The sequence below is a fragment of the Microvirga brassicacearum genome (assembly GCF_008757455.1).
In the GTDB taxonomy this organism is placed as follows: domain Bacteria; phylum Pseudomonadota; class Alphaproteobacteria; order Rhizobiales; family Beijerinckiaceae; genus Microvirga; species Microvirga brassicacearum.
In genome coordinates, this window is sequence record NZ_VCMV01000049.1 from 1 (window position 1) to 14,332 (window position 14,332).

Consider the following 14,332-nt stretch of genomic DNA (forward strand, 5'->3'; position numbering starts at 1 on the left):
AAGGCCGAAAGCCCATCCATTCCCGCCCGCCCCCGGTATTAAGGCCGGGCAGGGCCTTGGCGCCGTTCGCGAGGAGGGCCTTGGCTCTCGCAAAGTTCGGCTCCGCGTCGAGACCAGCGAGCTCGACGGCACCGCCGATCCGAAGCCCCATTGCCATGGGAGTCATGAAGAAGCCGCGCTCTGCTATGCAAACGGGGCGCGAGAGCTCCACCCCGGGCTCCGGAAGCGTTGTGTTGTAGCCGCGTTCCGTGTCCAGCGGCACGTTGTGCCCGAGCTGTTTGCAAAGCGATTTCGACCACGCACCGGCGGCAATCACCACCTGGTCGAAGCCGAGTTCTGTGCCATCGTCCAAACGAAGCGCACGGGGACTGGAATCGGCGAAAACGAAACCCTCGACGCGGGCGCGCCGGATCTCGCCGCCAACTCGCTGGAAATGATCGGCAAGCCCGGACGCGAGCTGGCCCGGATCGACGGTGTGGGAGTATCCCGGGACAAAGTAGCCGTTGGAAAAACCGCGCGCGAGCGCCGGTTCGAGCGCGCGGATGGCGGCGCCGTCAACATGTTCGGCGACCACGCCATTGCGGAACTTCAGGTCCCATTCGAAGGCCGCATCGGCAAAGCCCTTCTCGGTTTCATAGACGTAGAGCGCGCCATTTCGGCGGATCAGATGCGTCAGGCCGGCCGCGTTCAGGACGGGCTCGTAATCCTGCGAGGCAGTGGCGAGCAAGGTTGAAAGCTCGTGCGCGATCGCCTCGACGCGCTTTGCAGTGCCGGCGCGCCAGAAATGCCATAGCCATGGCGCAAGCGTGGGAAGATTTTTCCAGCGGATCGAAAGCGGACCGAGCGGGTCCATCAGCATCTTCGGGACTGACCAGACCAGCCCCGGCATGGAAACCGGCGCCACTGCCGAAATCGCGAAGCAACCGGCGTTCCCGAACGACGTGGCGGTGCCCGGCGGCCGCTCGTCGACGATGGTGACTTTGAAGTTTCGCGCCTGCAGCGCCAGCGCACAATTGACTCCGACAATGCCGGCGCCGACGACAATGACATGCTTCGCGCGAGTTGGAGACAACGTGACCATCCGGATTTAGGAATTCGCCGCTGATGTTACTGCGGTGTTGCAGGATACTTCCAATAAAATAAAGCAGTGACGAGATCGAGTATGGTGGGAAGCCGTCCCGTAGAGGGACTGCCCTTCTCCAAAAGCCATCCTGTTCGCGTGGGATTGCTCAGTAGGGTGCGTCCCAGCGATCCGCTCGGTTGGTGAGCTTCGCAAGCAGAATGTCCAACTGGCTGACCTCATCCACCGTCAGCACGCTCAACATCTCCGCCTCTCGTTCCACGAACGGCTTCAATGTCTGGTCGAACACAGCGCGCCCCTTCCGCGTGAGACTGATCTGCGTGCTGCGCGCATCAGCGAGGTTCGGCTCACGCTTCAGCAGCCCCATGCGAACGAGCTTGTTCACCGCACGGCTGACATTCGCCTTCGCGCGACCGCTCATCTGGCCGATCTCCTGCGCGGTGAGCTTCTCAAAATAGGCGCTGCAAAACAGGACGACCCACTCCTGCCGGCCGATGTCGTGGCGTTCGCTCAACTCACGGTAGAGAGGCCCCGTGAAGAGCTGCGCCAAGTAGCCGATGCGATAGCCAAAACGGATCACATCGAGCGTCAGAACCGCCCCTACCAGGCTGTTGGCCTGGCTCGCCGTCGGTTGTCCGGGCTTGCGACGTACGGGTCGATCAGACATGCGACCCCTCAAAATCTAGTTTCATATGGAACCAAGTACGTTATAGTTTCACCTGGAACGTTCTAGGACATTCCTTTGCCGACGAACAGGGCGGTCCCTGACCCCCGATCAAATTTCAGATCAACCCGATTGGAGCGATCCGGTGATGAAACCTGAACTAAGAGCTGCCCTCGATGTCATCTTTGCCGCGGATTCGGAAATTTACGCCAATCGCGGCTTCATGCGCCGCATCGGCTTCGGCAAGAAGCCTGCGCTTATTCATATCGATCTCGCTAATGCCTGGAGGCGCGAGGGTTATCCCTTCACCTGCGATGACATGGAGACCATCATTCCGGCGGTTCAGAACCTGAATGAAGTGGGACGCGCGAAGGGAATCCCCGTCGTTTTCACGAGCACGGCGTTCGCCGTCACTGAGGGTCCCAACAGCGATATGGGCTTGTGGCACCACAAGATCCCGGCGGAGGCTCTCAAACTTGGCACGGAAGCGGTGGAAATCGACAAGCGCGTCGCACCGCTGCCGAACGAACAGGTGATCGTGAAGAAGCGCGCCAGCGCCTTCCACGGGACGAATCTCGGCAGCTTTCTGCGCGCGCACGGGGTCGATACCGTTATTCTCACCGGTGTAACGATGGCAGGGTGCGTACGTCACACCGCCGAGGATGCAAGTGCCGAGGGTTTCCGGACAATCGTCGTCCGTGAGGCAGTCGGCGATCGGGTTCCAGGCGTGGTGGAATGGAACCTTTTCGATATCAACGCCAAGTTCGGTGATGTCGAATCCCTCGACACAACACTGGACTATTTGCGCGGGCTTTGATTGCGAGCTGTGCGCTCCAACCGACTTTCGGTTGGCCGGGTCCACCCGGCCAACTCGCCGAAAGGCGTTGTTCAGATCATGCGCCCCAGACCTCGCGCAGAACCCGCAGCCAGTTCTGGCCGAGAACCCGCTCGATGCGATCCGCCTTCCAGCCCCGCCGTTCCATTGCCGCCGTGATGCTGGGAAATTCACTCGAGCGTCGGAAACCGCCGAGTTCGAGTGCCTCGCCGAAATCGACGAGCTTGCGCCCGTCGCCCTTGTCCCGGTTGATCCAGGTGAAGAATTCCGGCGGCTGCTCCTGTGTCAGGTCGGTTCCGAGACCGACCTGTTCCTCGCCGATGAGGTTGATGGTGTATTCCACCGCCTCGATATAGTCATCGACGGTAGATCCCTTTCCGCGCGCGAGAAATGCCGGAAACATCGTGACTCCGACAAAGCCGCCCTTGTCGGCGATTAACTTCAGTTCCTCATCGGATTTATTGCGCGGATGCGTCTTCAAGCCGGCTGGCGCGCAATGCGTGTAGGAAACCGGCTTGGTGGATGCGGCGATGGCGTCCCGCGCCGTATCGCGCGCAACATGGCTGAGATCGACCAGAACACCGGCGGCATTCATGGCGGCGACAAGGTCGCGGCCATAATCCGTCAGGCCACGGTCGGCGGATTCATAGCAGCCCGAGCCCACGGAATTTGCGGTGTTGTAGGTGAGCTGGACAACGCGCACGCCAAGCCGGGCAAAAAGCGGGACGTAGTCAAGCACGTCGCCGTAGCCGCTGGTATTCTGCCAGCCCAGCACGATACCGACCTTGCCCTCCGCCTTCGCCTTGAGAATATCGGCGGTACTGTGCACCTGCAGGATGATGTCGGAATTTTCCTCGAATGACCGCATCCACCGCGCCACATTGCGCATCGTCGGCTCGAAGCCCTCCCAGATGCTGCAAGTGCAGTTCGCGGCAGTGATGCCGCCGGAATGCATGTCTTCCAGGACCTGTCGCGTGAAATTGGAAATGACGAGACCATCGAAAATGACGGCGTTCTGATGGAGAGACGACATTATGTTTGCTCCGGAATAGCCAGAAACGAGGCGACGTTCGGGAAGTGGGTCATGCGACCGCCGCGTGGGGCTGCGAGCGCTCGTAGACGAGAATGGCCGCAGCCAGATCTTCCTGCGAAGCACCGACGGATTTGAAGAATGTAATTTCGTCAGCCGACGTGCGTCCTGGGTGGTCACCCCGCACCAATGCCGAGAGATCGGCGCGGATATCGGCCTTGCTCAGCACGCCGCTCGCCAGCGGAATGACGAGGTCGCCTGCTTCCGCAATCGCGCCGGGCGTATCGATGAAAATACTGGAACGCCGCACTGCTTCGTCATCGGATTCGCGCATCTGCGGCGTAAACCCGCCGACGAGATCGAGATGAGTACCCGGTCTCAGCCAGGCACCCTCGATCAGCGGCTCTCGGCTAAGGGTCACGCAACTGATGATGTCCGCGCTTGCCGCGGCAGCCCGCAGGTCCGTCGCGACGGTGACGTCGAAACCGCTGCCGCCGAGTTCATCGACGACGGCCGCCGCCTTGGCGGGTTCCCTGCCCCACAGCATGACACGACGAATAGGCCGAACAACCGCATGAGCGTCCGTCATAAGGCGCGCAAGGCGACCGGTGCCGACGACAAGAAGCGTCTCGGCATCGGGCCGGGCGAGATAGGAAGACGCCAGCGCCGACGCGGCGACCGTGCGGCGCGCGGTCAGCTCATTGCCCTCAATCGTTGCAAGCACCTCCCCGGTTCCACCGGAGAACAGAACATAGACCCCTTGCACGGCGGGAAGGTTGCGCGCACCGTTGCCAGGAAAGACGTTGACAAGTTTCACGCCGAGATAGCGGTCCGGTACCCAGGCCGGCATCAACAGCATGGTTCCCGCAGGCCCGTTCTTTCCGTCGATGGCGTGATGGTGGCGGAGCGGCGCCTCACAGCCGTCAAGAAACATCGCACGCAGCGCCGCGACGGTAGAAGGAAGGTCCAGGACGGCACGGGTTTCGGCGGCGTTCAGGGTGATCACGACGGAAAGAACCTCAGAGGAGTGAGAGAGGAGGGGTAGCGGGACGCTTGTACGCGGGATCGTTGCGGTCAAAATGGACATCGGGAATGCCGCCTCCCGGAGCGATCGTCATAGCCGACCGCAACAGGATCTTGGTGTAGGGATGCGCCGCTTCCCGGAAGATACTGCCGGCTTCCGCCAGCTCGACGATTCGACCCAGATACATCACCGCGACTTCGGTCGTCATATGCTCGATCACGTTGAGGTTATGACTGACCATCACGTAGGTGAGATCAAACTCGGTGCGGAGATCGAGCAGAAGATTGAGAATCTGCGCCTGAACCGACACGTCCAGCGCCGATGTCGGTTCGTCGCAGACCAGAATTTTCGGGTTCAGCGCAAGCGCGCGGGCAATGACGACGCGCTGACGTTGACCACCGGACAATTGCCCCGGCGCATTGTCGAAGACGCGCGCCGGCAGCCCGACTACGTCGAGCAATTCGCGGGCCCGCTTTTCCCGCTCCATTCGCGTGCCGATGCCGTGGATGTAGAGCGGCTGCGCGATGATCGACCCGATCGAACGGCGCGGATTGAGCGACGAATAGGGATCCTGAAAGACGAACTGAATGCGCCGCGCGAGAACCCGCCGGGAAAAATCCGAAAGAGGCTTGCCATCGAGCAGGACATCGCCGGATGTCGGAGCCAGCAGCCCCAGCATCATCTTGGACAAGGTGGTCTTGCCGGAGCCCGACTCGCCCACGATGCCAAGCACGTCGCTCTGTCGAACGCGAAGCGACACATGATCCACGGCAGTGATCGTGTCGCGCCGGAACGGCCCCCGCGACATCCGGAATATCCGCGAAACATCGCGCAGCTCGAGCACAACCGGCCTGCCGCCATCTCCGCTCATGGATTCGTCTCCAGGGTCACCGCCGCATTCGCAAGCGATATGTCGGGCGGCAGCACGCAGCGATAAGCGTGGTCGTGGGCGTAAGGACGCAACGCTACGTCTTCTGCACATATCGGCTGCGCATACGGGCAGCGGCCGCGAAAGCGACACCCCGACAGCTGACCGACCAGCGCGGGCACCGTCCCCGGGATAGCGCGCAGATGCTGCATGCGCTTCCGCTCCGGCGTCGGAAGACACGCCATCAGCCCTTGCGTGTAGGGATGAAGCGGGTTCTCGAAGATCGAGATCACTGGGCCGGATTCGACAATCTGACCGGCATACATCACCGCTACGTTGTCGGCCATCCGGGAGACGATGCCGAGATCATGGGTTATGAGCAGGAGACCCATTCCGAACTCTTCCTGCAGAGACAACAGCAGGCGCAGAAGTTCGGCCTGAACGGTCACGTCCAGCGCGGTCGTCGGCTCGTCGGCGATGATCAGCTTGGGATCGCACATCAGCGCCATGGCGATCATTACGCGCTGGCGCAGGCCGCCCGACAATTGATGCGGATATTGGCCGAGGCGCGTCTCCGCCTTGCCGATGCCGACGCGGGTCAGCAAGTATATCGCCCGTTCGCGAGCTTCCCGCTGCGAAACCCGGCGATGCTGGCGCAGCACGTCGGTCATCTGGTCGCCGATCGTGAAGACCGGATTGAGCGACGTCATCGGTTCCTGGAAGATCATCGCCATGTTCTCCCCGCGGAGCTTGTTCATGGCGGCGGCCGAGAGCGCCTGGAGCTCTGTTCCCGAGAAAGCGAGCCTGCCGGCGGTGCGGATTGCACGACGCGGCAGAAGATTCATGAGCGCAAGGGCGGTGAGCGACTTTCCGCAGCCGGACTCACCCACGATGCAGAGCGTCTCACCATTGTCGACGGAGAAGCTGATGCCTTGCACTGCATGCAGCACGCCTTGGGCCGTCGGGATGTCGACACTGAGTTGTTGAACGTCAAGAAGCACGGTTTCCCCTCACTGGTTCAGTTCCGGGAATCTGGCGCTGTGACGTCACGCAGCCCGTCGCCAACAAGATTGATCGCCAGCACGAGGCCGAACAGCAGAACGCCCGGAATGGTGATGAGCCAGGGATCGAACAGGATGAATGATTTGCCTTCAGCCAGCATCAACCCCCACGATGGCAGGGGCGGAGGCACGCCGAGTCCGAGGAATGACAGGGCGGCTTCCAGCACGATGGCCTGGGCGATCTCAAGGGTGGCGACAACCGTCAGGTTGGTCGCCACGTTCGGCAGGATTTCTTGAACGATGATCTGCAGGGTGGACGCGCCCTGTACCTTCGCCGCCATGACGAAATCCGCGTCGCGGATCTGCTGAGTGGTGGCGCGCATCACGAGTGCGAAGCGATCCCACAACAGGAGACCGAGGACGCTCACGACAACCGTCAGCGAGGAGCCGAACAGAGCCACGATGGCGAGCGCCACGAGGATAACCGGCAGGGCAAGTCTTGCTGTGATCAGGAAGGAAATGACGACGTCGGTCTTGCCACCGAAATAGCCTGCCGTGACGCCCAGCACAGTGCCGATGATTCCAGAGACGAAGGCAACCGTGACGCCGATGAAGACCGACACGCGGGCTCCATAGAGCAGTCTCGCGAGATAGTCGCGACCGAGATGATCGGTGCCGAGCGGATGCTCCCATGACCCGCCTTCGTACCAAACTGGCGGTACGATGCGCGCGAGAAGATTCTGCTCGTAGGGATCCTGGGGTGCAAGAAGTGGTGCGAAAACCCCCATGAGCACAATGATCACAAGAATGACTGCCCCCGCCGTGAGGCCCGTATGGCGCATCCAACGCGGCAAATGCCGCGTTTGGCGCTCGCCCGCGATGGTTTCAGTCTGTGCGCGCATCGGCGAGCCTCATTCGCGGATCGAGCCAGGCGTTCAGGATGTCGGCCAGGAAGGTGAGAATTACGTAGACGAGAGAAAAGCACAGAACCAGAGCCTGCACTGTCGGGAGGTCGCTTCGTAAAATCGACTCCCAAGCAAGCCGACCGGCCCCGTTGATGGCAAAGACGCTCTCGACCACGACGGATCCGGCAAGCATATAACCAAGCTGGGCGGCCGAGACGCTGACTACCGGGATGAGCGCATTGCGCAGCGCATATTTGAGAAGAACGTTGCGCGGCGCAATTCCCATTGCGCGCGCGGTGCGGATGTAGTCGGTTTCGAGCGCAGTGATCATGCCCGAGCGGGTGAGCCGCATGATAGCGGGAGCTGCGAAATAGCCGAGGACGATAGAAGGCATCACGAAATGCTGCCAGGTCTCGGACCCCGATGTGGGCAGGATCGGGAAGGTGACGCTAAAAAGAATAACGAGCAGCAGTGCGAACCAGAAGGTCGGCATTGCTTGGCCGACGACGGCGATGACGAGTGCGGTGCGATCGATCCAGGTATTCTGCCACCGCGCCGCCGCGATGCCGAGCGGAAAGGCCAGCACCAGCGCAAATATGAAAGACGTGAGACCAAGGAGCAATGTGACGCCAAGTCGGTCAAACAGGATCGAGGCGACAGGTTGGTCGAAATAGAGGCTGTGCCCGAAATTGCCGCGCACAGCGGCGGCTATCCAGTGAAAGAATTGCACTGGTATCGGTTTATCGAAACCGTAAAGCGCGCGGATACGCGCCGCATCGGCGGAAGATCCTGCTTCGCCCGCCAACTTCACGGCCGGGTCTCCGGCCGCGAAGATGAGCATGAAGGCGACGAAGGACACCACGACCATCAGGATCAGCGCAGAGCCGGAGCGGCGCAGGATAAAGCGCAACATCGGATCAGAGTTCCCCGTGCCGGTGCATCTTTGGCCTTACTTCCAGTTCGCGCGGTAGAATTCGACGAACTCATCGGCGTTTTGCGTGACGTCGAGGTCTTTGCTGTGTGCCGTGATGACGTTGTAGGTCCACAGCGGCACCCAGTAGGCCTTATCGGCGATGAGTTTGAGGGCCTTGCTGTAATCGTCTTTCCGCTTGGCGCGATCCATCGACGCGTTGGCGGACTGCAACAGGGGAATGACATCCTTGTCCTTGGCAAGATCGTCGCCCGTCCCGCTGAAGAACTGCCCGACGCTCAATCCCACGTCGCCAACGCCATAGGAGCCCCAATTGGTGAGGAGCAACGGCGCACGGCCTTCGCGCCAGGCGCTGATGCCCGGTGCATATTGCTGCTCGTTCAGCGTGACCTGAATGCCCGCCTTGCCAAGATTGTTGGCAATCGCCTCCGCTTGAATGCGCGGCAGGGAGGTGAAGACGAGATCGAGCTTGATACCATCCGGATGCCCCGCCTCGGCGAGAAGCGCTTTCGCCTTGGCGGTATCGAAGGGATAGGCCTTCACGTCGGTCTCACACCCGAACTGGATCGGGTTGCAGGCCGAGGCAATGGCCTGCGAGGCACCGCCGATCAACGCCTTGACGATGCCGGGCTTATCCACCGCCATGTTGATCGCCTGACGCACGCGCACATCCGCAAGCGGGGATTTGCCATCCTGGTAGTTGGGGTTGATAGAGATATAGGCAAACCGCATGATCTGCGCATTGCTGACCGCAACCTTCGCTTGACGCGCGAGATTACGGGCGTCGTCGGGCGGCACGCGCCAGATCCAATCGAGCTGTCCATTGACGAGCTCCGCATATTGCGTATTCGCCTCGGGCAGAACACGCGTGACCATGCGCTTGATCTTGGCGGCTCCCTTGGGGCTGCCGGCATAATAATCCTCGAAGCGCTCCAGCACATACCGCGTGCCGGGCGTCAACTCGACCAGCTTGTAGGGGCCGGCGCCGACCGGCTTCACGCTCATGCCCTGCGAGCCGACGGATTCATAATACGCCTTGGGGTAGATCGGGAGATTGCCGGCCAACATCTCCAGGGCGAGCGGGTTGGGTTTTTTCATGTGCAGGCGGACGTCGAATTCGCCGAGCTTCTCGGCACGATCAATCCATTCAACTGCGATCTGGTAGCGCGCATTGTATTCTTTGGAAGAGACAAGATTGAGAGTGTAGACAACGTCGTCGGCAGTCATCGGCTGCCCATTGTGGAACTTGACGTTCTGGCGCAGCTTGAAGTCGATCGTCTTGTCGTCGACAACCTTATAGGATTCGGCGAGTTCCGGCCTGAATTCACCGGTCTTCATATCCTTGTAGAGAAGGGCATCGTAGATCAGGCGCGCCATGACCAGACCCTCGCGGCCTGATTCCTTATACGGGTCGAGCGTCGTTACCTCGGCGCTGAATGCAGCGTTGAGCGTGTCATCCGCCTTACCCGCAAAGGCCGGGCCGCTTGCCGCGGATGCGCCGAGAAGGATTGCGGCGAGAAGCGCCGGAGCTTGAGTGGTAGACTTTCTCATTGGCCTGTTCCCCTGTTACTATTCGCGCCCTCGGACAAAGGGCGACGAGCTCTTGTTTGACCAGACTATGGCAAGTAAACTACGCTTTGGTCAATAAATTGTCGTATATGAAAAATTGAGCAGCTTGATGAAAGTTTCGACTAAGCCGGCACTGATCGAACCCAAGCGTGTGCGTCGCGACACGGGCTTCGGCAGCCGCATCAAGCAGCTGCGCCTCGAGCGCGGCCTTACCCTACAGCAATTGGGCAAGCGGTGCGAGCTTGCCGCTTCGACAATTTCCAAGGTCGAGCAGAACCATATTTCGCCCACTTACGAAAACGTCCTTAGGTTGGCGGACGGGTTGCACGTGGATGTGGCGGAGCTTTTCAGCCCCAAGCCGAACCGCATGATGTTTGGCCGCCGCAGCGTGACACGGGCGGGACACGGCGCAAAACTGAGATCTGCGCAATATGACTACGAGATGCTGTGCGCCGATCTGTCGAGCAAGCAATTCATTCCCTTGCTCACAACGCTCTCCGCGCATTCGATCCAGGAATTTCCAAACTACATCAGTCACGAGGGCGAGGAATTCATCTACGTCATGTCGGGCGTCGTTGAGCTCCACACCGACATCTACGAACCCCTGCGCCTTCAAAAAGGCGACAGCTGCTATTTCGACAGCACCATGGGTCATGCATGCCTGTCGGTCGGCGATCAGGACGCTGTCATCCTGTGGGTCTGTTCCCGTGTCACCCTGTCGCCGGCAGACGAGGCTCAGGATGCCGTTCGCAAGCAAGGGGACGCCGAAGCAGGGCCCCTGCTCGTCACAGAGTTTGAGCGCCGGCCCGCAAGTCCGGGGGGGCATGTTTTCACGCGACGACGAAACGTGGTTTGAACTACGCGCCCCACACCGCTCGATAAACCCGCAGCCAGTTCTCGCCGAGAATTTTGCGAATGTCGGCCTCGCCGTATCCCCGACGCGCCAGACCCGCCGTCAGGTTCGGAAGACCGTCGGGCGTCTCGATACCTTCGGGGTAATGGTAGGGCGGAGGTGGATAGCTCGCTGCACTCCAGGCCCCGGACGCGATGAAGCTGTCGTATTGCTGCCTCGCAGCCTCCAAAGGCATCAGCGGGTCCATGCCCTCGAAATAATCAATCCCAAGCGCCACGTGGTCTATGCCGACGAGTTGCACTACGTAGTCGATGTGATCGATAAACGCATCGAGAGTCGGCCGCACCGACGCTGACACGAAGGCTGGATAGCCGACGATGCCGGTCAGGCCACCGGTGGCCGCGACGGCTTTGATCTGCTCATCGACGATATTGCGGGGAGACGCATAGACGGCGCGCGGATTTGCGTGGGAAAAAACGACGGGTGCGTTCGAGGCTTCGATGGCATCCATGGTCGTCCGATAGCCTGTGTGCGAACAATCGACGATGACGCGCGACTGGTTAAGCCGCTCAATCAGCTTGAGGCCGAGGCGGCTCAGCCCCGCGTCCGTTCGCTCCTCGCAGCCATCGCCGAAACGGTTCTTCACGTTGTAGCTCAGCTGAATGATGCCGACGCCGAGCTCCTTATAGGCATCGACGAGGTCGATATCGTCCTCGATCGGTTCGGTGCCCTGGAAATGCAGGAGAATTCCGAGCTTCCCTTCCGCCTTCGCCCCCTCGACATCGGCAGCCTGCTTGATGAGCAGCAGATCGTCGCTCTCGCGCACAAGCTTGAGCCAGCGCCCGATGGTCCGGAGCGTCTCCGCCGCGCCCCCGGAAAATCCTCCGACGGTAGGAGCCACCATCGTCGCTCCGCCGCGGCGATAAAGATCCAGGTATCCGGGCGTAAACAACAGCGGGCAAACCGCGTCGATGACAATGGAGTCGCGGTGGAGCTTCGTCGGGTCTATCGACATCGAGGCACCTTCGTGATGGCTGGCCTTGCGGATCATCTGCGCGTTCCGCGCCTGGTGAACACCTTCGCGATCATAGCCTATACGAAAATAATTTTCCTATTCAACAAGAACAGTTCGGCCGCTCCGCCTCGAGTTTGGTGAGACCGACAGTCAATTTCGGCCGAATGGTGAGCGGCTAAAAGGTGGGTTGGACGAAAGACATATCTGGCCGATCGCTGTGCAGTGGTCTGAGGGGCTGATGCGGTGCTGCAACACATTGCCCGGATTGACAGGGTGTTGGGCCATTTCACGGTCGCGACCTCGTCTTGGCCAGTTCGTCGTTCCGGCGTTATTCGGAATGCTGGTAAGCGGCCCCCGGCACCGGCAGCATTTTCGCCGTCATGGGCCTGTGCGTTGTCGCGGCGAGAACGGGTGGCCGCCGGAAGTGCCGGACGCAAGTAACACGCGATGGGGCTTCCTCGAAACGCAAATTCCGATTGTTGGCCAAACTGATACCCGCGTTGAAGGATCATACTTTTATTCCGCGATGCATCCTTCCGTCGGCTCGCATTTTTCGATCAGCGTCGCGCCCGCGATTTCGGCGCTGTCGCGAATGGCCGCAATAAGAGCGCGGGCAGATGCGGTCAGGGTGGTCCTACGGTGCCGGCAGAGAAAGATTTCGCGATCGATAGCCGGCTCTGTCAGGGATCTAAACACCCAATCGTCGTGGGTTCCGGCGGGAAGGGACAGCCGTGGCAATGCGGCGATTGTGCCGCCCCGCTGGAGGAGGGCGATCAGTGTATGGGTGTTGCGAACCTTGTACGCCGTGGACGACAGTCGGATTGCAACGTCGGGCGCGTATTCGGCCACTGACTTAATCTGGGTCTCGTGGCCCATGTTGAGGATTTCGCGACCGGACAGGTCGGCCCAGCACAGCGGCCTCTCGACTGCTGCCAGCGGGTGGTCGGCACGGCAGAATACTCCGATTGGATCGCTGAAGAACGGCGACGCCTCGACCTCGGCAACGGGCTCGGTCATGCCGGAGAGCCCAAATTCCGCCTCTCTCTCGAAGACCTTGCGGCGCACAACATGATCGCCGGGTTCGGTCTCGTGGCCCTGCCGGCCGAGTGGGGTAAGACGGGCGTGATGACGTTCATCTGCGGGCACAGCGGGGTCGTCCTGGAGAAGAATCTCGGTCCGGATACCGCCGAGATAGGGAACCGTTTGCTCCGCTACGATCCAGACAGTACTTGGACGCTGGTCGAATAGGGGTGCGCCTCGTTCTCCGCCCTACCCAGCGCAAAGGCCTAGCAGCCTCCTTTTTTGTTCGAAAACCATTCTGCAGAGACACGTATCCGGACAGGATCGCTCCGCGCAATGCTCGGTGATTTCAGGGCGCCACAACCAACGAAATCGACGGTCCACGCTTGTCAAAAAGTCGGCGGCTCAAGCAGGTTTGCGAAGATGTGTCCTGAAAGCCGTCTGGCTCACACCGGGCTCTTTCGAAGAGTCAGAGTAGTGATATGACTGCTCCAGTGCTGAAGCGCCTCCTTACGCTCGATCATAAACGCATGCCGCTGGTAGACAGCAGCAACGCCTGAGATCGTGCCACTCTGATGATTTAGGATCTTGTCTGCCACATGCGGGGCGATACCAAGACGCGCCATGCCCGACACGACGGTGCGGCGTAGATCATGCAGTGTCCAGTCGCTGACGCCCGACAAATTGATCAAGCCGCGCCTTAGCCTTCGAGTACCCCTGAAATTTTCTTTTTCCATCGGTGCTGAGGATCAGCTTTTGGTGGCGAGGTGCGCGGCTTAAAATGGCGAGAACCGCGCCACTGAGGTGGACGGCATGCGGCTTCCCATTCTTCGCATGCTCACCTGGAATTACCCATAGGGCACCCTCTACGTCGACGTTCGCCCATGTCATGCGTCCGGCCTCGTCCCGGCGTTGACCTGTATGTGCCAGGATCTCGACGATCGAGCCGAAGGGGAAGCCCATCGTTCGCGCGGCAGCGAGAACGTTCGAGAGCTCGTCATCACTTAGAGTTCGATGACGGGCTTGTTCACGAGCAGGAGCGGAAATGCCTGCGCACGGCGACGCCTCAAGGATGCCTCGACCGATGCACCAGTTGAAGAACTTCCGCACAGCGGCCAGGACGCGATTGGCCATGATGAGTGAGCCGCGCTCGCGGACCCTGTCGAGCAAGGCAATGATGTCGCGCTTGCGGACCTCACCAACTGTCCAAGAACCCCAATAAGGCAGGACCTCGCGGTGCAGGATGCGCGTCGTCTCGGCTGCCGTCCGATTCTGGGCAACGTGGCATGCGAGGAATTCCGTCACGAGGTCAGCAACCTGCTCGGATGCGATGCGGCGCTTGGCGATCGGTCCCGTCGCAAACCCTTTGTTTCAAAGTTCCAGCTACCCTGTCCGGTGACCCAGTTGTGGAGGACGCGGTGTTCAAGGGCAGACATTTTGATCGTTCGATAATCCTGCTCTGCGTGCGATGGTATTTGGCCTACAATCTCAGCCTCCGAAATCTGGAGGAGATGATGGCTGAACGAGGCATCTCCG

At 60.5% G+C, this 14,332-nt stretch carries 15 protein-coding genes and 1 pseudogene; 4 read left to right on the plus strand and 12 right to left on the minus strand.

Annotation, left to right across the window (positions count from 1 at the left end):
- Both FEZ63_RS20395 and FEZ63_RS20400 read right to left on the minus strand, forming a co-directional pair.
- A partial coding sequence (locus FEZ63_RS20395; protein WP_162419803.1) for an NAD(P)/FAD-dependent oxidoreductase occupies nt 1-1,072 on the minus strand: 1,072 nt, incomplete at its 3' end.
- A gap of 157 nt (nt 1,073-1,229) precedes the next feature.
- Nucleotides 1,230-1,748, minus strand: a complete 519-nt coding sequence (locus tag FEZ63_RS20400) for a MarR family winged helix-turn-helix transcriptional regulator (protein WP_150947940.1) — start codon at nt 1,746-1,748, stop codon at nt 1,230-1,232.
- Between the two features lie 145 nt (nt 1,749-1,893).
- Here FEZ63_RS20400 and FEZ63_RS20405 point away from each other — a divergent pair, with 145 nt between their 5' ends.
- Nucleotides 1,894-2,562, plus strand: a complete 669-nt coding sequence (locus FEZ63_RS20405) for an isochorismatase family protein (protein WP_150947943.1) — start codon at nt 1,894-1,896, stop codon at nt 2,560-2,562.
- A gap of 76 nt (nt 2,563-2,638) precedes the next feature.
- Here FEZ63_RS20405 and FEZ63_RS20410 read toward each other — a convergent pair whose 3' ends face one another.
- Genes FEZ63_RS20410 through FEZ63_RS20440 form a run of 7 tightly spaced genes read right to left on the minus strand, consistent with a single transcriptional unit; the run spans nt 2,639 to nt 9,890 of the window.
- Nucleotides 2,639-3,613, minus strand: coding sequence for a dipeptidase (locus tag FEZ63_RS20410; RefSeq protein ID WP_150947945.1), 975 nt, complete (start codon nt 3,611-3,613; stop codon nt 2,639-2,641).
- A 49-nt stretch (nt 3,614-3,662) separates the two neighbouring features.
- Nucleotides 3,663-4,616, minus strand: a complete 954-nt coding sequence (gene lhpI / locus FEZ63_RS20415) for a bifunctional Delta(1)-pyrroline-2-carboxylate/Delta(1)-piperideine-2-carboxylate reductase (RefSeq protein ID WP_150947948.1) — start codon at nt 4,614-4,616, stop codon at nt 3,663-3,665.
- Nucleotides 4,617-4,629: 13 nt separating this feature from the next.
- The gene (locus tag FEZ63_RS20420; protein WP_150947949.1) at nt 4,630-5,505 is read right to left on the minus strand and encodes an ATP-binding cassette domain-containing protein; all 876 of its coding nucleotides are present in this window, start codon (nt 5,503-5,505) and stop codon (nt 4,630-4,632) included.
- Entirely contained in the window at nt 5,502-6,503 is a 1,002-nt protein-coding gene (locus FEZ63_RS20425; protein WP_150947952.1) for an ABC transporter ATP-binding protein, read from the minus strand. The genes FEZ63_RS20420 and FEZ63_RS20425 overlap by 4 nt, the downstream gene beginning before the upstream one ends.
- A 17-nt stretch (nt 6,504-6,520) precedes the next feature.
- On the minus strand, nt 6,521-7,405 hold the full coding sequence (locus tag FEZ63_RS20430; RefSeq protein ID WP_150947954.1) for an ABC transporter permease: 885 nt from the start codon (nt 7,403-7,405) through the stop codon (nt 6,521-6,523).
- Complete coding sequence (locus FEZ63_RS20435) at nt 7,389-8,321, minus strand: ABC transporter permease (RefSeq protein ID WP_150947955.1); 933 nt, start codon at nt 8,319-8,321, stop codon at nt 7,389-7,391. The genes FEZ63_RS20430 and FEZ63_RS20435 overlap by 17 nt, the downstream gene beginning before the upstream one ends.
- A 36-nt stretch (nt 8,322-8,357) precedes the next feature.
- Complete coding sequence (locus tag FEZ63_RS20440; protein ID WP_150947957.1) at nt 8,358-9,890, minus strand: ABC transporter substrate-binding protein; 1,533 nt, start codon at nt 9,888-9,890, stop codon at nt 8,358-8,360.
- A 127-nt stretch (nt 9,891-10,017) separates the two neighbouring features.
- Here FEZ63_RS20440 and FEZ63_RS20445 point away from each other — a divergent pair, with 127 nt between their 5' ends.
- Nucleotides 10,018-10,764 (plus strand): helix-turn-helix domain-containing protein, encoded by a 747-nt coding sequence (locus FEZ63_RS20445; protein WP_150947959.1) that lies wholly within the window; start codon nt 10,018-10,020, stop codon nt 10,762-10,764.
- Between the two features lies 1 nt (nt 10,765).
- Here the strand turns inward: FEZ63_RS20445 and FEZ63_RS20450 are convergent, their stop codons facing one another.
- Both FEZ63_RS20450 and FEZ63_RS20455 read right to left on the minus strand, forming a co-directional pair.
- A complete protein-coding gene (locus tag FEZ63_RS20450) occupies nt 10,766-11,812 on the minus strand; it encodes a dipeptidase (protein ID WP_244622911.1) in 1,047 nt (348 codons plus the stop codon).
- Between the two features lie 480 nt (nt 11,813-12,292).
- A complete protein-coding gene (locus FEZ63_RS20455) occupies nt 12,293-12,922 on the minus strand; it encodes a LysR substrate-binding domain-containing protein (protein ID WP_201274232.1) in 630 nt (209 codons plus the stop codon).
- On the opposite strand from FEZ63_RS20455, the gene FEZ63_RS26300 reads away from it, so the two are divergent.
- Nucleotides 12,845-13,024 (plus strand): DUF2950 family protein, encoded by a 180-nt coding sequence (locus FEZ63_RS26300; protein WP_150947963.1) that lies wholly within the window; start codon nt 12,845-12,847, stop codon nt 13,022-13,024. The two genes, FEZ63_RS20455 and FEZ63_RS26300, sit on opposite strands and share 78 nt — an antisense overlap.
- Before the next feature lie 423 nt (nt 13,025-13,447).
- Here FEZ63_RS26300 and FEZ63_RS20465 read toward each other — a convergent pair whose 3' ends face one another.
- The gene (locus FEZ63_RS20465) at nt 13,448-14,101 is read right to left on the minus strand and encodes a tyrosine-type recombinase/integrase (RefSeq protein ID WP_150947966.1); all 654 of its coding nucleotides are present in this window, start codon (nt 14,099-14,101) and stop codon (nt 13,448-13,450) included.
- A 113-nt stretch (nt 14,102-14,214) separates the two neighbouring features.
- On the opposite strand from FEZ63_RS20465, the pseudogene FEZ63_RS20470 reads away from it, so the two are divergent.
- Nucleotides 14,215-14,332 (plus strand): annotated as a pseudogene (locus FEZ63_RS20470) (IS6 family transposase); the annotation flags it as partial.